The organism is Amycolatopsis orientalis DSM 40040 = KCTC 9412 (assembly GCF_000478275.1).
Classification (GTDB): domain Bacteria; phylum Actinomycetota; class Actinomycetes; order Mycobacteriales; family Pseudonocardiaceae; genus Amycolatopsis; species Amycolatopsis orientalis.
This window is the reverse complement of record NZ_ASJB01000015.1, coordinates 92,477-108,455: the sequence shown is the minus strand read 5'-3', so window position 1 is coordinate 108,455 and position 15,979 is coordinate 92,477. Positions and strand designations below refer to the sequence as shown.

The following is a 15,979-nucleotide window of genomic DNA, read 5'->3' as shown; positions in this document are numbered from 1 at the left end:
GAAAACGAAGAACCCCGCCACCAGGTGACGGGGTTCTTCGTGTCCGTGAAAGAAAAAATCAGTCCAGGTAGTCGCGTAGCACCTGCGAACGCGACGGGTGACGCAGCTTCGACATCGTCTTCGACTCGATCTGCCGGATGCGCTCACGGGTCACCCCGTACACCTGGCCGATCTCGTCGAGCGTGCGCGGCTGGCCGTCGGTGAGGCCGAACCGCAGCCGCACCACCCCGGCTTCACGTTCGGACAGCGTCTGCAGCACCGACTGGAGCTGGTCCTGCAGCAGCGTGAACGACACCGCGTCGACCGCGACGACGGCCTCGGAGTCCTCGATGAAGTCACCGAGCTGCGAGTCGCCCTCGTCGCCGATGGTCTGGTCGAGCGAGATCGGCTCACGGGCGTACTGCTGGATCTCGAGGACCTTCTCCGGGGAGATGTCCATTTCCTTCGCGAGCTCTTCGGGAGTGGGCTCGCGACCGAGGTCCTGCAGCAGTTCACGCTGTATACGGCCGAGCTTGTTGATGACCTCGACCATGTGCACCGGGATACGGATGGTGCGGGCCTGGTCGGCCATCGCGCGGGTGATCGCCTGACGGATCCACCAGGTGGCGTACGTGGAGAACTTGTAGCCCTTGGTGTAGTCGAACTTCTCGACCGCGCGGATCAGGCCGAGGTTGCCCTCCTGGATCAGGTCCAGGAACGCCATGCCGCGGCCGGTGTAGCGCTTGGCCAGCGAGACCACGAGCCGGAGGTTCGCCTCCAGGAGGTGGTTCTTCGCCCGTTCACCGTCGCGCACGATCCACTTGAGGTCGCGCCGCATCTGGGTGACGAGCTTCTCGCCCTCCTCCTCGGCGTTGCGGACGCGTTCGGCGGCGTAGAGCCCGGCCTCGATGCGCTTGGCGAGCTCCACCTCCTCCTCGGCGTTCAGCAGGGCGACCTTGCCGATCTGCTTGAGGTACGCGCGGACCGAGTCGGCCGAAGCGGTGAGCTCGGCGTCCTTACGGGCCTGGCGCAGTGCCTCGGATTCCTCCTCGTCCCAGACGAAGTCCGGGTTGTCGGAGGTCTTGCCGGCGTTCTTGTCGGCCGTCGTGCGGCGGCGCGGCGGCGTCTCTTCGGCGTCCTCGTCGGACTCCGCGTCCTCTTCCGTCTCCTCGGTGACCGTCGCGTCGACGACGTCCACCTCGACCTCTTCGAGGTCGGACAGATCCGGGGTTTCGAGGTCGGCTTCGTCGAGCTCTACCGGACCGTCTTCCGGATCGCCGTCGTCGACCTTGGCACCCTTGGTGGTGGGTTTCTTGGCCGGAGCCTTCTTCGCCGGGGCCTTCTTCGCGCCTGCCGCCTTGGTGGCGGTCTTGCGCGCCGCGGGCTTCGCCGCGCCGGTGGCTGCCTCGTCGGCCGGCTCGCCGGCTGCGGTCGCTGTCTTCGTCCCGCTTCGGGTTGCGGTTCTTGCGGCTGCCACTTACGCCCTTTCGCAGCGGTCGATCATGACGAGCCGAGGCGTGATGGTCTCGGCTGCCTCAAACTTCGGGGAACACCCCTCGGCCTGCGGTTTCCCTCGTTCTCGTGGGTGCCGCCGCCGTGGGCCGTGTTCCATTGTAACGACGATACGTGACAGCGTCGCGGCGCGGATCACCGCCCGGCGGGCGCGACACGCCGTCCGACCCGCCGAAGTGACACCCATGACCTGGATGTCAGCACGGGCGCGTCAGTGCTCGATGCCCTCCGCGGCGGCCGCCGCCGCGCCGACGATGCCCGCGTTGTTCTGCAAGGACGCGACGACGACCGGGGTACGGATGTCCAGCAGCGGGACCCACTTGTGCGACTTCTTGCTGACCCCGCCGCCGACGATGAACAGGTCCGGCCAGATCAGGTTTTCCAGCACGCTGAGATACCTGTTCACCCGTTCCGCCCATTCGGGATACGACAGGTCCTCGTTGTCCTTCACCGACGCCGCGGCCTTCTTCTCCGCGTCGAAGCCGTCGACCTCGATGTGGCCGAACTCGGTGTTGGGCACGAGCTTGCCGTCCTGGAAGACCGCGCTGCCGATGCCGGTGCCGAAGGTCAGCAGCGCCGTCACACCGCGCCGCGCGGCCGGGTCGCCCCAGCGGATCTCGGCCATGCCGGCGGCGTCGGCGTCGTTGAGCATCGCGATGTCGTCCACCCCGCGGCCGAGGCGTTTGGCGAACAGCGCGTCGGCGTCGGTGCCGATCCACTTGTGGTCGATGTTGGCCGCGGTGTGCGCGACGCCCTTCTTGACGACCGCGGGCAGGGTGACCCCGACGGGGCCGTCCCAGCCCGCCTGTCCGGTGATCTCCGCGACGACGTCCGCCACCGCCTCGGGCGTCGACGGCTTCGGCGTGTCGAACCGGATCCGGTCGCCGATCAGCTGTCCCTGCGCCAAGTCGACCAGCGCGCCCTTGATCCCGCTGCCGCCGATGTCGATACCGAAACCTCGGGTCGCCTCCACCACGGACGTGGTCCCTTCTCGCACGATTCAGAAGCCTGCCTCGGAGACTTTAACCGGATGTGGTGACATGGCGGACGTGGGAGTTGACGAGACGTTGCTGAAGAGTGTCGCCGAGCGTGTCGCGGGCGAGGCCGCCGAGCTGGTCCACGAGGCCTGGACCGGGATGAACGCGGGCCGCGAGGTGCGGGTGGACACCAAGTCCGCCGACACCGACGTGGTGACCGCCGTGGACCACGAGTCGGAACGGCTGGTGCGGGCGCGGCTGGCCGAACTGCGCCCCGACGACGCCGTGCTCGGCGAGGAGGGCGGCGGGAGCGCGGGCGACGGCGTGACCTGGGTGGTCGACCCGATCGACGGGACGGTGAACTTCCTCTACGGGCTGCCGTGGTTCGCGGTGTCGGTGGCCGCGCAGGTCGGCGGGGTCTCGGTCGCGGGCGCCGTCGCCGAACCGGTCAGCGGCCGCCGCTGGAGCGCCGCGCGCGGGCAGGGCGCGTTCCTCGACGGGCGGCGGCTGCGGGTCAACGCGCCGGAACGGCTCGACCTGACCCTCGTCGGCACCGGATTCGCCTACAAGGTCGAACGGCGTACGAAACAGGCCCGGTTCGTCGCCGAACTGGCGACCCGGGTGCGGGACGTCCGGCGCAACGGCGCCGCCTCGCTCGACCTGTGCGCCGTCGCGGCGGGCTGGCTGGACGCCTACGTCGAACACGGGCTCGGGCACTGGGACTGGGCCGCCGGCGCGCTCATCGCCGCCGAGGCGGGCGCCCTGGTGTCGATTCCGGGCGAGGACGCCGGGCTGGGACCGGACGCGACCTTCGCGGTGGCGCCGTCGATCGCCGCGCCGCTGCGCCAGGCGCTGATCGAGTCCGGTGCGGGCACGATCTGAGGTTCCGGCAGGGGCTGAAGGGCGCTTTCCCCGCATCGCATGCGAGGAAAGCGCCCTTCGCCGCATGTGATGCGGGGAAGGGCCCTTTCAGCCCGCTTGGGGAATCGGTCAGCAGGGGACTTCGCGGGCGGCCTTCAGCAGTGCCTGGTCGATCACCGGGGCGCCGCCGCCCGCCGACTGCTCGCCGCCGCCGGTGCCCTGCTGCGCCTTCGACCACTGCGTGAGCTGCTCGAGGACCTGACGGGCCTCCGCCTTCGGGCGGATGTCGCCGAACAGGGTGCCGGTGGTGAGGGTGACCGAAGCGTCCTTGCGGTTGTCCTTGACCAGTTCCGCGCACGGGACCACCAGGCTCACCGTGCGGGCCGCCGCCGCGCCGTTCTCGCCGAAGCGGATCTGGCCGCGGCATTTGGCCTCGGCGTTCTTGTAGGCCGGGTCGGTGATCGGCTCGAGTGCCTGGGAGAAGCCCATTTCCTTGAGCGTGCTGGTGGCGATGCCGCCCTGGCCGCGGATCTGGGAGCCGTTGAGCACCTGGAGGGCGACCTTGTCCGGCGGCACCGGCGCGCGATCGTCCAACCCGTTGTGCGCGAGCGACGTGTAGGTGACGCCCGGTTGCGGAGAGGGCGGTGGATCGCAGCGGATCTTGGCGTCGACGTCGGCGCCGCTCGCCACGACGTTCACCCAGACGATCACCGCGCCGAGTGCCAGCACCCCGATCACGATGAGCGCGGGCAGCGGGTTGTGCTTGCGATACGGCTTCGCCCCGCGGTCCCCGATGCCGTTCCCCGACGCCACCTGCCAGTCCCTTCCCCAAAGCCCGGATCCCCGGACGGTGCGTTCAGTCACACCGTCGTGTCCGATCAGCCTATGCGTTGAGGCGAAGGTCGTCGGCGCGGGCCTCCGGATAGCACCACGCGACGGCCACTCCGGGCAAGCGACCGGGCCCGGTCGGTGAGGTTCCCGACGCAGGGGCAACCCATTCGGACGACGGGCGTCTTCAGGACAGCTTCTCCGCCCTCGGGCAGGTTCCCCCTGTTGGGTGACGTATTCGCGGCAATGTCTGACTCGTTGCAGAGCCGGTATCGGCGTGAGCTACCCTTCGCGGGCTCAGGCGGCAGTAAGAGGCGCAAAAGAGAGACCTCGCTCACTGCCGAGCCGGGCACAAACAGGGGCGCTGGGACGTTAACCAGCGGCACGAAGGACTCACGAGCCACGCGCTCGCGGGTCCGGGCCATCTGACATCGAAGCTGATCGCAGGGGTGAGGGACAAATGGCGACCGACTACGACGCTCCGCGCCGCAGCGAAGCCGACGAGCTGGCCGAAGACTCGTTGGAAGAGCTCAAGGCACGGCGCAACGAAAACCAGTCCGGCGTCGTGGACGTCGACGAGGACGCGACCGCCGAAAACTTCGAGCTGCCGGGCGCGGACCTCTCCGGACTTTCCGGTGAGGACCTGACCGTGAAGGTCGTGCCCAAGCAGGCCGACGAGTTCACCTGCTCCGTCTGCTTCCTGGTGCATCACCGCAGCAGGCTGGCGGAGGAGAGTGGCGGACGGCTCATCTGCCGCGACTGCGCCTGAGCCTACGGGCACAGGGGTCGGCGCGACAGGGGTTTCGGGGTTCAAAACAGGAATAAGGGGGCCGGCCGTGTGGCCGGCCCCCTTTCCTGTGTCCGGGGCTCCTGTGTCTAGGCCTTCGAGGCGGGCTGGCGCAGCAGTGCGGCCACCTTCTCCGGCTGGCGGGTGCTGAACAGCCAGTACGGCGTCGGGTCGTCGGGATCGGTCAGCCAGACCCGCACGACCGGGCCGACCCAGCCCCGGTGCAGCACGAAGGCCGCCGGATCGGCGTCGCGGCCGAGGGCGTTCCGTTTCTCTTCCTTGCCGATGACTTCGACGTCGCCCGCGAACTTCAGCGGGAGGTGCGCGTCGCGGAGCCACAGTTCCGGCTCGTCGCCGCCGGTGACCTTCACCTTCGACCGGCCGAGCGAGATCATCAGCGCGATCACCGCGGGGAGCAGCACCACGTACGGCAGCCAGCCGCGGAGCCCGGGATAGCCCATGTCGATCTCCGCCGCCAGCAGCCCGCCGCCCAGCAGCGGCAACGGCCAGCCCCACCACGGGACGTAGAGCCGCTCTGAATGCTTGACGGCGCCGCCTTCGGCCGTGTTCACGCTTTCACCCACGCCTTCAGGGTAGTCTCGCCGCCCGTGTCCACCGTTCAGGTACTGCTTTCCCGGATCGATCCGTCGGTCCCTCTTCCCGCCTACGCGCGCCCCGGCGACGCGGGCGCCGACCTCGTCACCACCTCGGATCTCGTGCTCGCGCCCGGCGAACGCGGCGTGGTCGGGACGGGCGTCGCGATCGCCCTGCCGCCCGGGTACGCGGGCTTCGTCCACCCACGCTCGGGCCTGGCGGCCCGCGTCGGCCTCTCGGTGGTGAACACCCCCGGCACGATCGACTCCGGGTACCGCGGTGAGATCCGCGTCTGCCTGATCAACCATGATCTCTCCGAGAAGGTCGTGCTCACCCGCGGCGACCGGATCGCGCAGCTGGTCGTGCAACGGGTCGAACAGGCCGAGTTCGTCGAGGTCGCCGAACTCGCGTCGTCCGAGCGCGGCGAGGGAGGGTATGGCTCCACGGGCGGACACGCCACACTGGGAGCCGGAGCCAGGGAAGGAACGGAGAACTAGTGGGGATTTTCGGTCGCAAGCGCGGGGCGAAGCCCGGCGGACGGCACGCCGCGCCCGAGGTCGAGGACCGCCCCGGCGACGTCGACGACGCCGAGGAGCTCGAGCCGCAGCTGTCGGAGACCGCCGACGGCCCGTTCGACATCGCCGACGCGCCCGAGGACGGCATCCCGAGGATCGACCTCGGCTCGGTGAAGGTGCCGGTACCCGACGGTTCCCAGGTCCAGGTCGAGATGGACCCGGAAAGCGGCGGCGTCCGCGCGGTGCACGTCGTCACCGAACAGGGCCAGATCACCGTCAGCGGCTACGCGGCGCCCCGGTCCGGCGGCCTGTGGAAGGACGTCAGCACCGAACTCACCGAGCAGCTGCGCGCCGACGGCGCCAAGGTCTCGGTCGGCATGGGGGAGTGGGGGCTCGAGCTGTCCGCGATCGTCGGTGACGTCGCGCTGCGGTTCGTCGGGGTCGACGGGCCGCGCTGGATGCTCCGCGGTGTCATCGCCGGGCCGCAGTCGCAGTCGTCGCAGGCGCCTGCCGTGCTGCGCGAGATCGTGCGGCACACCATCGTCGACCGCGGCGACGCGCCGATGCCGGTCCGCACCCCGCTGACCATCACGCTGCCCGACGCCGTCGCCCAGCACATCGCGGAACAGCAGGGTTAGCGGCGGGCTTTCAGCCAGGCCAGCACGGTCGCCCGGCCCAGGGATTCCCGGTCCGCGCCGAGGGCGGTGAGCGTCGACTCGCCGACCTCGGCGCGCGGCAGGGCCTCCGCCCAGGCCCGCGCGACCTCCACCGGATGGATCGGGTCGTCCGAACACGCGCCGATCCCGGCGGGCACGTCGAGTCCTTTCAGCGTCTCGAGTTCCGGGGCGGGATGGGACGCCGCCGTCCGCAGGCTCGCCGCCAGTCCGTCGCCGTGCCGCCGCCAGGCCCGGCCGAGTTCCGCGGAAAGCCAGCCGGGCACGCCGTCGGACGATTTCGCCAGCGCCCCGTCGACGCCGTTTTCGGCCACCAGATCCGCTGACAGCCGCGCGGCGAGCGACGCGGGTGCTTGCCCGGCCGGGCCGTTCCAGGCCGGGAGCGCGGCCAGCAGGCCGGTGCAGTGCCCCGGATTGCGGGCCGCCCACTCCGCGGAGAGGTGCGCGCCGAACGAGATACCGCCGACGAGCAGCGGACCGTGTTCGGCGGACAGCCGGTCCAGCACCTCGAGACAGCCGTCCGCGAGCCGGTCTCCCGGAGGTGGTGGCGGGGCGAGCAACCGGATGCCGAGCGCCCGCAGCGGGCCGGCGAACACGCTGCGGACGAACACCTCGTCCGACCCGGTGCCGGGGAGCACTACTGCCGTCGTAGGCGGAATAGCGGAGGTCACGTTGCGATCTTCTCCCAAACCGGTTTCCCTGGCTGAACACAGTTACGCTGGATTACGCACGGGCCGTTCAAGTCGGGGGCCCCGGAGCACAGGAGCACCGTTATGCCCGCCAAAGACGGCGGCTACTTCAGCCGGTTGGTTCGCAAGCTGACCAGTGACGTCGAGGATCTCGACGCCGACGACCTATCCGAAAAATCCGAAGCGGGCGGGGCTCAGCGAGCCTGTGACTGCCGGTCGGGCGAAGAGGTGACGGTGCTCGGCAGACTCCGCAGCGTGGAGCTCTGCCCGACCAACGAGGCCGCGACACTGCAGGCCGAGCTGTTCGACGGCACACAGGGTGTGACGCTAATCTGGCTCGGACGCCGCCGGATCCCCGGGATCGAACCCGGGCGAACCATCAAGGTGCGCGGCCGGATGGCCGAACGTGATGGTCAGAAGGTGCTGTACAACCCCTATTACGAACTTCAGAGCCCTGTGAGTTGATCCCGCATCGTGACTGAACCCGCCGGCGGCGAAGAGAAGACCGACGACAAGAAGCCGCAGCCCACCCTGCTGGAACAGATGGGCGGGCTGTCGGGGCTGTTCTATTCCTCGCTGCCGGTCATCGTGTTCGTGATCGCGAACGCCATCTTCGGCCTGACCGTCGGCATCTGGGCCGCCGTCGGCAGCGCCGTGGCCATCACGGTGCTGCGGATCGTCCGCAAGGAGCCGCTGCAGCCCGCCATCTCGGGGTTCTTCGGGGTGGCGATCGCGGCGTTCATCGCCTACCGGACCGGATCGGCCAAGGGCTTCTTCCTGTTCGGCATCTGGACGAGCCTGGTCTACTGCGGTGTCTTCGTGCTGTCGATCGTCGTTCGCTGGCCGCTCGCCGGGGTGGTGTGGAACGCGCTCAACGGCAACGGCCACGCTTGGCGCAAGGACAAGAAGTCGCTGATCTCCTACTCGATCGCGACCGCCGCCATGGCCCTGATCTTCGGCGCCCGGTTCGTCGTCCAGCGCTGGCTGTACGACGAGGACTACACCGGCTGGCTGGCCTTCGCGAAGATCGCGATGGGGTACCCGCTGTACGCGCTCGGCCTGCTCACCGTCGTCTGGGCGGTGCGGCGGTCGGAGAAGCACCTCAAGGCGCAGGCCGAAGAGGCCCCGCCGGAAGAGACCGACGAAGAGATCGAGGCGCGGCTGCGGGAGAAGTACGCCCAGGCGCCCGCCGTCGACAACCCGCGCATTTAGTCCTCTCGATGCGGTAGATGCACGCGCAAGTACCGCATCCAGAGGACGAAATGCGGGAGGTCGGCCCTCCGTAGGCCGGGTCGCTCAGTAGCCGAGCGCGGTCCGGATCTCCGGTTCCACATCCGACGTCGCCACGAACAGCAGCTCGTCACCCGGCTCCAGCGGGTCCTCCGGCTGCGGCACGATCACCCGGTCCCCGCGCAGGATCGTCACCAGCGCCGCGTCCCGCGGCAGGTTGATCTCGCTGACCGCCTTGCCCGCCAGCGGCGTCTCCTCCGGGAGGGTGAGTTCGACCAGGTTCGCCTGGCTCTGCCGGAACGTCATCAGCCGCACCAGATCGCCGACGCTCACCGCCTCCTCGACCATCGCCGCGAGCATCCGCGGTGTCGACACGGCGACATCGACGCCCCAGGCGTCGTTGAACAGCCATTCGTTGGCCGGGTTGTTCACCCGCGCCACCACCCGGCGCACCGCGAACTCGGTCTTCGCCAGCAGCGACACCACCAGGTTCGCCTTGTCGTCACCGGTCGCGGCGATCACGACGTCGCACTGCTCGATCCCGGACTCCTCCAGGATCGACACCTCGCACGCGTCGCCCAGCACCCAGTCCGCCTGCTCGACCGTATGGGGCTCGAACTGGTCGGCCTCACGCTCGATGAGCATCACCTGGTGGCGTCCGTCGATCAGCTCCGCGGCGATCGACCGGCCCACCGCGCCGGCCCCGGCAATCGCGACCCGCATCAGTTCTCCTCTTCCGGTTCGCGAAGGGCGACGCTGGTCACGTCGCTGACAGTGCCCGACTTCGCGGCGACGTACACGACGTCGTCGGCTTGGATCACGGCCTTGGTGTCGGGCAACACGGCGGTACCGAACCGCATGATGAACGCGACCCGCGCGCCGGTGGTGTCCTGCAGGTCGCGCACGCTGCGCCCGACCCAGCCCTCGTGCAGCGGCAGCTGCAGGAGCGCCACGCTGCCGGAGGGATCACGCCACGCCGAGGCGACGCCGTCGGGCAGCAGGCTGCGCAGGAACCGGTCGGTCGTCCACGGGACGGTCGCCACCGTCGGGATGCCCAGCCGCTCGTAGACCGCCGCGCGCTTGTGGTCGTAGATCCTGGCGACGACCTTGTCGACGCCGAAGTTCTCCCTGGCCACCCGCGCCGAGATGATGTTGGAGTTGTCGCCGCTGGAGACCGCCGCGAAGGCGCCCGCGCGTTCGATCCCGGCCTCGATCAGCACCTGCCGGTCGAATCCGACGCCGACCACCTGCTGACCGTGGAAATCACTGCCGAGCCGCCGGAACGCCTGCTGGGTCTTGTCGATGATGGCGACGTCGTGCCCCAGTCGCTCCAGCGCCGCGGCCAGGGATGCGCCGACCCGGCCGCATCCCATGATCACCACGTGCACGCCCTGCCTCCTTTAGTTTCGGACTTCACCCGTCCGCAGGTACCCGGATACACCAGCGCCGAACCTACCGTGTGGGTCGCCCGTCGCCTCCAACCGTCCTCCCCTCCGCGACCCTCAAGGGAGACGCCGCGCGTCGCCGTTACTTCCCACCGTCCTCCCCGCCACCACCCTCAACGGAGACGCTGCGCGTCGCCGTTACTCTCTTGTGGTGTCGAAGTTCCCGACCGTGGTGAAGCGGCTCGTCCTCGGACGTCCATTCCGGAGTGACCGCCTCTCGCATACGCTGCTGCCGAAGCGCATCGCGCTGCCGATTTTCGCGTCCGACGCGTTGTCGAGCGTCGCCTACGCGCCTGAGGAGATCTTTCTGACCCTCAGCGTCGCCGGCCTGTCCGCGTACGCCTTCGCACCCTGGATCGGGGTCGCCGTCGCACTCGTCATGCTGGTCGTGGTCGCCTCCTACCGGCAGAACGTGCACGCCTATCCGAGCGGCGGCGGTGACTACGAAGTCGCCAACACCAACCTCGGCGGCAAATTCGGGCTCACCGTGGCCAGCGCGCTGCTGGTCGACTACGTGCTCACGGTGGCCGTGTCGACCTCGTCCGGCGTGGCGAACATCGGTTCGGCCGTGCCGTGGGTGGCGCAGAACAAGGTGCCCGCCGCGATCATCATCGTGACCGTCCTGACGGCGCTGAACCTTCGCGGAGTTCGTGAATCGGGCAAAGCGTTCGCCATCCCGACCTACGGGTTCATCATCGGCATTCTCGGCATGGTGGTCTGGGGCCTGATCGAGGCGGCCTCCGGCGCCGACATGCGGGCCGAGAGCGCCGGGTTCGAATTGCATGAAGAAGCCTCTTTGACCGGTTTCGCGTTCTTCTTCCTGTTGCTGAGGACGTTCTCCTCCGGCGCCGCGGCGCTGACCGGGGTCGAGGCGATCAGCAACGGCGTCCCGGCGTTCCGGAAACCGAAGTCGAAGAACGCGGCGACCACGCTGCTGCTGATGGGTGTGCTCGCGGTGACGATGCTGGTCGGCATCATCACGCTGGCGATCATCACCGACGTCAAGTTCGCCGAGCATCCAGAGACCCAGCTTTCCGGCACCCCGGCGGGGTACGAGCAGAAGACCATCGTCGCCCAGATCGCGCAGGCGGTGTTCCCCGACTTCCCGCCGGCGTTCTACTACATCTCCTTCTCCACCGGCATCATCCTGCTGCTGGCGGCGAACACCGCGTTCAACGGCTTCCCGGTGCTCGGCTCGATCCTCGCGCAGGACCGCTACCTGCCGCGCCAGCTGCACACCCGGGGCGACAGGCTGGCGTTCTCCAACGGGATCCTGTTCCTCTCCGCCTTCGCCCTGGTGCTGATCATCGCGTTCGACGCCGAGGTCACGAAGCTCATCCAGCTCTACATCGTGGGGGTGTTCGTCTCCTTCACGGTCAGCCAGGCGGGCATGATCCGGCACTGGAACCGCCTGCTGGCCAGGGAATCCGACCCGGCGGTGCGACGGCGGATGCGGCGTTCGCAGACGGTCAACGGCGTCGGCCTCACCATGACCGGCACCGTGCTGATCATCGTGCTGATCACGAAGTTCCTGCTCGGCGCCTGGATCGCGATCGCGGCGATGGTGGCCATCTACATCCTGATGACCGCGATCCGGAAACACTACGACCGGGTCGCCGAAGAATTGCGCGAAATGGAGCGCAAACCGGCCGTTCTGCCGTCCCGGAATCACGCGATCGTGCTGATTTCGAAACTGCACCTGCCGACACTGCGCGCGCTTTCCTACGCCAAGGCAGTCCGTCCCGACGTCCTCGAAGCGGTGACGGTGAATGTCGACGACGGCGAAACGCGCCAGCTCGTCCAGGATTGGGACGACCACAATTTCAAGGTGCCGCTGAAGGTGATCGAATCGCCGTATCGCGAGATCACGAAACCGGTGCTGGACTACGTGAAGCGCGTGCGCGGCGACAATCCGCGCAACGTGGTGACGGTGTTCATCCCCGAATACGTGGTCGGGCACTGGTGGGAGCAGGTACTGCACAACCAGAGCGCGCTGCGGCTCAAGGGGCGGCTCCTGTTCCAACCCGGCGTCATGGTGACCAGCGTGCCGTGGCAGCTGGAATCCTCGGCGAAGGCGATCGACCGCGACCGGAAGGCACGTCCCGCCGCGGGCGACGTGCGGCGCGGATTATCCCCGGTGGTCAAGCAGCCCGAAAAGACTAAGGACAAAACAGAATGACTGTGGACGCGTCGACCGGTACATGGCTCGGGCGGACGATCGAGCTGGAGGTCGGCGCGGTCGCGCACGGCGGGCACTGCGTCGCGCGGGCGGAGGGGCGGGTCGTGTTCGTGCGGCACGCGCTGCCCGGCGAACGGGTACTGGCCTCGGTCACCGAGGACAAGGGTGGCTCGTTCTGCCGTGCCGACGCGATCGAGGTCCTGGAGGCGTCGCCGGAACGCGTGGAGCCGCCGTGCCCGCTCGCGGCGCCGGGGGAGTGCGGCGGCTGCGACTGGCAGCACGCCGACCCCGCCTATCAGCGTGAACTCAAGGCCACGGTGGTCGCGGAGCAGCTGAAGAGGCTGGCCGGGATCGAGCGCGAGGTCGTCGTCGAAGCGCTCGAAGGCGGTCCGCTGGACTGGCGCAGCCGCGTCCGGCTCGTCGCGGGCAAGGACGGCCGTGCGGGTTTCAGGGCGCACCACAGCCACCGGGTGATCGCGATCGACGACTGCCCGATCACCGTCCCCGGCGCGCTCGACGACGTGGTTTCGCGGAACTGGCGGCCCGGCTCAGAAATCGAGGTCACCAAGGACGGCGACGGCAAGGTGCACCTCCGTGACCTGTCGACGGTCCACGGCAAGACCCGTTCCCGGCAGCTGACCGGCGGGCTCGCCGTCCAGCACGCGGCCGGTCGCGACTGGCGGCTGGACGCCCACGGTTTCTGGCAGGTCCACCCGGCCGCCGCGGACACGCTCGCCGCCGTCGTCGCCGAATGGGCCGAGGCCCCGCGCGACGGCGTGGCCTGGGACCTGTACGCCGGCGTCGGCCTGTTCGCCTCGGTGCTGGCCGACCAGGTCGGTCCCGGCGGACGTGTGCTGGCCGTGGAATCCGGTCGCCGCGCCGTCGCCGACGGTGAGGAGAACCTGGCGGACCTCCCGCAGGTCCGCTGGCGCTCCGGACGCGTCGAACATCTCCTGGCCGATGCCCCGAAACCCGTCGACGTCGTGGTCCTCGACCCGCCCCGCAAGGGTGCGGGCAAGGCGGTCGTCGAGTCCATTGTGGAGGGTTTGCCGGACCGGATCGTCTACGTCGCCTGCGATCCGGCGGCGCTGGCGAGGGACATCGCGCTGTTCGCCGCGCACGGTTACGGCCTCAGTGATCTGCGTGCCTTCGACGCGTTCCCGATGACCCAGCACGTCGAATGTGTTGCCTTGCTGCAATAACGGCGGAATTGTCGATCGTTGGAATGGTCGGGCTTCGTTCGGCTTGCCCGGGTGCCGGTGCTCGTCGACTGTGTCAAGGTGGACTATCTTCCTTCGATGTTGCCGCTCGGAGTAACGGCGCAGGAAATCACTTACCGGAATGACCGCAAGCAGATCATCTACACGGCGCCCTATGTCTCCGAGGGGCCGGTGCTCGTCCGGGATCTGCTGGGCAGACAGGCGTGGATGTTCATGTACGCCCACTTCGTCTTCGCCTGGGCCGAGGGCGCTGTCCAGGTACAGGTCAGTCACGGCACCCTGAACGGGCCGAAGATGCTGGTGTGGAAAGGGGTCAGCATCTCCGCTTTCTGGTCGGGGCCCGCGTTGGCCGAGTTCGGGCAGGCGTGGGCGGTGGAGCAGATATCCGGCCGCAGGGGCACCCCGGCCGTCGTCAAGGATTCGCTTGCCTGAAGGCCTGTCCCATTGCCGGAAAACGGTAACGGCCGTGGTGTGCGTGTGATCGGAAACTGTCGGTGGCCGGTCGTATGTTCGTGGGGTGGATACTTTCAAGGCGCCGGTGGCGCTTCTCGAAGAACTTACTGATCCTTCCGTTTTGGAGTTGGTCAATGCTTCGGTAGTTTCGTTGGATGACAAGGATTCCGTGGCTGTGGCGCGGGCGGCGTCGGCGGGGATCGCGCGGTTGGAGGCGGTGCGGTTCCGGGCGTTGGCGCAGTTGAGCCGGCATCGTGGGGGTGCGCGGAGTGTGGTGCAGGAGGTGGCGTTCGAGTTGTCTCTTGTGGACAGTCATGCGGGTGCGATGGTGGCGGCGGCTGAGGCGTTGACGACGCGGTTGCCGCGGACTTTGGGGTTGATGGATCAGGGGAAGTTGTGTGGTTTCGGTGCGATGAAGGTCGCGGCCGCGACGGCGTGGTTGTCGGATGAGGACGCGCGTGCGGCGGATGTGTTGCTGGAGGGTCGGTTGCCGGGCAGGAATGCCGGTCAGGTCCGGAAGGCGGCGAATCACGCGGCGATCAGTGTTGATCGGGAGGGTGCGGACAGGCGTGCCGCGCATCATCGGGAGGGGCGTCGTCTGAGTCTGCGGCAGGGGGAGACGGGGGTGGCGTCGATCGAGGTGGAGGACGGCCCGGTGGAGAAGGTCACCGCGGCGTATCGGCGGATCGATCGTGAGGCTCGTGCGTTGCGGACGGGTGGGGAGACCCGCACTCTGGATCAGTTGCGGGCGGATGTCGCGCTTGATCTGCTGCTGGGTGGGCGGGGCGGTGCGGGTGAGCGTGCCGAGGTGTTTCTGTATGTGGATTTGTTCACTTATCTCGGGTTGAGGGATGATCCGGCGGAGTTGGCGGGGCATGGCCGGATCCCGGCTGGGCTGNNGCGGCGGATTGTCACGGATCCGTTGTCGGGGCAGGTGCTGGATGTGGGGCGGGATCGGTATCGTCCGTCGGCGGGTCTGGGTGAGTTCGTGCGGGTGCGGGATCGTGAGTGCCGGAGACCGGGGTGCGGGCGTCCCGCGCAGGCGTGCGATCTGGATCATGTGGTGCCGTGGCAGTTCGGTGGTCATACCGCTGCTGGCGAGTTGGTCGATCTTTGCCGTCGTGATCATCGGCTCAAGGATGAGCCTGGTTGGAGTTATCGGCTTGCGGCTGATGGGACGTTGACGGTCACCACACCGACCGGGCACAGCTTTGACAGCAGTCCGCCGCCGCTTCATGAGCCGCGGCCGGAAGGTCTTTGGGGCGAGGAGCCGCCGCCGTTCTGAGCCTCTGTTGCCGGGAAACGGCGACGGCCTTCGCCTGGTCTCCGGCCTGGTGTCCTGACCGGTAGATGCCTTCTGTAGTGCTTCATTGAGCGGTGGACACGTCTTGGGCGTTCTCGGCTGGCTGGGGTGGCTTGGTGGCTGGAGAGGTGTTGGTTCGCGGTCGGGTAGGCCTCTTCTGGGGCGCAGGGGCTGGTTCCCGTCGCCGGATAGTGGCGGCAGCAACTCCGGCCGGGACTCCCGTCGCCGGAAAACGGCGGCAGTCCAGGCGTGCCTTTCGTGCTCTTGAGTCGAAGTGGAGATCTGTAGCCCTGTTCGTGGCAGTGCCAGTGCGGCTGATCTGGCCCTGAGGACCGAAGTCGCGCCGATTGCTGACCCACAGACGTACTCCGTTGCCGAAAAACGGCAACAGCTCGAGCTGGCTCCTGTCCGGGAGCGCCTTCCCGGCGATGTGGCGGTGATGGGTGTGGCTTGGTCGGTGGGAGCGGGACCGGTTCCCTGCCGGACGGGTCTCTTTTGCGCCGCCGGGCTGGACCCGTCGCCGGATAGTGGCGACAGCAAACACAGGGCGGGACTCCCGTCGCCGGAAAACGGCGACAGTCTAGGCGCGCCTTTCGTGCTCTTGAGTCGAAGTGGATATCTGTAGCCCTGTTCGTGGCAGCGCCACTAGCCGACTTGGTCCTGACGACCGAAGCCGCACCGATTGCTGACCAGCAGGCGCGCTCCATTGCCGAAAAGCGGCGACTGCTCGAGC

The 15,979-nt window shown here is 68.5% G+C and carries 17 protein-coding genes; 10 read left to right on the top strand and 7 right to left on the bottom strand.

Going from position 1 to position 15,979, the window contains the following annotated elements; translation table 11 throughout:
* Positions 1–58: 58 nt before the first annotated feature.
* Both L324_RS02895 and ppgK read right to left on the bottom strand, forming a co-directional pair.
* Positions 59–1,456 carry an RNA polymerase sigma factor gene (locus L324_RS02895; RefSeq protein ID WP_037303873.1) on the bottom strand — a complete coding sequence of 466 codons (1,398 nt, stop codon included), beginning with the start codon at positions 1,454–1,456 and terminating at the stop codon, positions 59–61.
* Positions 1,457–1,702: 246 nt separating this feature from the next.
* Entirely contained in the window at positions 1,703–2,464 is a 762-nt protein-coding gene (ppgK, locus tag L324_RS02890; protein ID WP_037303871.1) for a polyphosphate--glucose phosphotransferase, read from the bottom strand.
* 67 nt (positions 2,465–2,531) lie between these two features.
* Between ppgK and L324_RS02885 the strand changes: the two genes are divergently transcribed.
* The gene (locus L324_RS02885) at positions 2,532–3,350 is read left to right on the top strand and encodes an inositol monophosphatase family protein (RefSeq protein ID WP_037303869.1); all 819 of its coding nucleotides are present in this window, start codon (positions 2,532–2,534) and stop codon (positions 3,348–3,350) included.
* 108 nt (positions 3,351–3,458) lie between these two features.
* Here L324_RS02885 and cei read toward each other — a convergent pair whose 3' ends face one another.
* Positions 3,459–4,142 carry an envelope integrity protein Cei gene (gene cei / locus L324_RS02880; RefSeq protein ID WP_037303867.1) on the bottom strand — a complete coding sequence of 228 codons (684 nt, stop codon included), beginning with the start codon at positions 4,140–4,142 and terminating at the stop codon, positions 3,459–3,461.
* A gap of 475 nt (positions 4,143–4,617) precedes the next feature.
* Between cei and L324_RS02875 the strand changes: the two genes are divergently transcribed.
* The gene (locus L324_RS02875) at positions 4,618–4,926 is read left to right on the top strand and encodes a DUF4193 domain-containing protein (protein WP_005164528.1); all 309 of its coding nucleotides are present in this window, start codon (positions 4,618–4,620) and stop codon (positions 4,924–4,926) included.
* A gap of 107 nt (positions 4,927–5,033) precedes the next feature.
* Here L324_RS02875 and L324_RS02870 read toward each other — a convergent pair whose 3' ends face one another.
* On the bottom strand, positions 5,034–5,528 hold the full coding sequence (locus L324_RS02870) for a DUF3093 domain-containing protein (protein ID WP_037303864.1): 495 nt from the start codon (positions 5,526–5,528) through the stop codon (positions 5,034–5,036).
* 24 nt (positions 5,529–5,552) lie between these two features.
* On the opposite strand from L324_RS02870, the gene dut reads away from it, so the two are divergent.
* Together dut and L324_RS02860 are read left to right on the top strand one after the other, a co-directional pair.
* The gene (gene dut, locus L324_RS02865; protein ID WP_037303862.1) at positions 5,553–6,035 is read left to right on the top strand and encodes a dUTP diphosphatase; all 483 of its coding nucleotides are present in this window, start codon (positions 5,553–5,555) and stop codon (positions 6,033–6,035) included.
* A complete protein-coding gene (locus L324_RS02860) occupies positions 6,035–6,691 on the top strand; it encodes a DUF3710 domain-containing protein (RefSeq protein WP_037303860.1) in 657 nt (218 codons plus the stop codon). Before dut ends, L324_RS02860 begins: the two co-directional genes overlap by 1 nt.
* Here L324_RS02860 and L324_RS02855 read toward each other — a convergent pair.
* Positions 6,688–7,398 carry an alpha/beta fold hydrolase gene (locus L324_RS02855; RefSeq protein ID WP_201769632.1) on the bottom strand — a complete coding sequence of 237 codons (711 nt, stop codon included), beginning with the start codon at positions 7,396–7,398 and terminating at the stop codon, positions 6,688–6,690. The genes L324_RS02860 and L324_RS02855 overlap by 4 nt on opposite strands.
* A 102-nt stretch (positions 7,399–7,500) precedes the next feature.
* Here L324_RS02855 and L324_RS02850 point away from each other — a divergent pair, with 102 nt between their 5' ends.
* Together L324_RS02850 and L324_RS02845 are read left to right on the top strand one after the other, a co-directional pair.
* The gene (locus tag L324_RS02850; RefSeq protein WP_020637383.1) at positions 7,501–7,881 is read left to right on the top strand and encodes an OB-fold nucleic acid binding domain-containing protein; all 381 of its coding nucleotides are present in this window, start codon (positions 7,501–7,503) and stop codon (positions 7,879–7,881) included.
* 9 nt (positions 7,882–7,890) lie between these two features.
* On the top strand, positions 7,891–8,628 hold the full coding sequence (locus tag L324_RS02845) for a DUF3159 domain-containing protein (protein ID WP_037303855.1): 738 nt from the start codon (positions 7,891–7,893) through the stop codon (positions 8,626–8,628).
* An 84-nt stretch (positions 8,629–8,712) separates the two neighbouring features.
* Here the strand turns inward: L324_RS02845 and L324_RS02840 are convergent, their stop codons facing one another.
* Positions 8,713–9,369: a potassium channel family protein gene (locus L324_RS02840; protein ID WP_007033567.1), complete on the bottom strand. Its 657-nt coding sequence runs from the start codon at positions 9,367–9,369 to the stop codon at positions 8,713–8,715.
* Entirely contained in the window at positions 9,369–10,034 is a 666-nt protein-coding gene (locus L324_RS02835) for a potassium channel family protein (protein ID WP_037303851.1), read from the bottom strand. The genes L324_RS02840 and L324_RS02835 overlap by 1 nt, the downstream gene beginning before the upstream one ends.
* A gap of 208 nt (positions 10,035–10,242) precedes the next feature.
* Between L324_RS02835 and L324_RS02830 the strand changes: the two genes are divergently transcribed.
* The 4 genes from L324_RS02830 to L324_RS02815 all read left to right on the top strand — a co-directional run bounded on the left by L324_RS02830 (position 10,243) and on the right by L324_RS02815 (position 15,228).
* Positions 10,243–12,270, top strand: coding sequence for an APC family permease (locus L324_RS02830; RefSeq protein ID WP_173426342.1), 2,028 nt, complete (start codon positions 10,243–10,245; stop codon positions 12,268–12,270).
* Positions 12,267–13,472 carry a class I SAM-dependent RNA methyltransferase gene (locus L324_RS02825; protein WP_037303849.1) on the top strand — a complete coding sequence of 402 codons (1,206 nt, stop codon included), beginning with the start codon at positions 12,267–12,269 and terminating at the stop codon, positions 13,470–13,472. The genes L324_RS02830 and L324_RS02825 overlap by 4 nt, the downstream gene beginning before the upstream one ends.
* A gap of 51 nt (positions 13,473–13,523) precedes the next feature.
* Complete coding sequence (locus L324_RS02820; RefSeq protein ID WP_235783385.1) at positions 13,524–13,922, top strand: hypothetical protein; 399 nt, start codon at positions 13,524–13,526, stop codon at positions 13,920–13,922.
* Between the two features lie 142 nt (positions 13,923–14,064).
* A complete protein-coding gene (locus L324_RS02815) occupies positions 14,065–15,228 on the top strand; it encodes an HNH endonuclease signature motif containing protein (protein WP_051173622.1) in 1,164 nt (387 codons plus the stop codon).
* Positions 15,229–15,979 lie beyond the last annotated feature (751 nt).

What these genes read in the sequence shown, in the direction of transcription:
- L324_RS02825 (WP_037303849.1), top strand. Translation starts at nt 12,267, where the DNA reads ATGACTGTGGACGCGTCGACCGGTACATGGCTCGGGCGGACGATCGAG.
- L324_RS02875 (WP_005164528.1), top strand. Translation starts at nt 4,618, where the DNA reads ATGGCGACCGACTACGACGCTCCGCGCCGCAGCGAAGCCGACGAGCTG.
- L324_RS02885 (WP_037303869.1), top strand. Translation starts at nt 2,532, where the DNA reads ATGGCGGACGTGGGAGTTGACGAGACGTTGCTGAAGAGTGTCGCCGAG.
- L324_RS02840 (WP_007033567.1), bottom strand. Translation starts at nt 9,369, where the DNA reads ATGCGGGTCGCGATTGCCGGGGCCGGCGCGGTGGGCCGGTCGATCGCC.
- L324_RS02850 (WP_020637383.1), top strand. Translation starts at nt 7,501, where the DNA reads ATGCCCGCCAAAGACGGCGGCTACTTCAGCCGGTTGGTTCGCAAGCTG.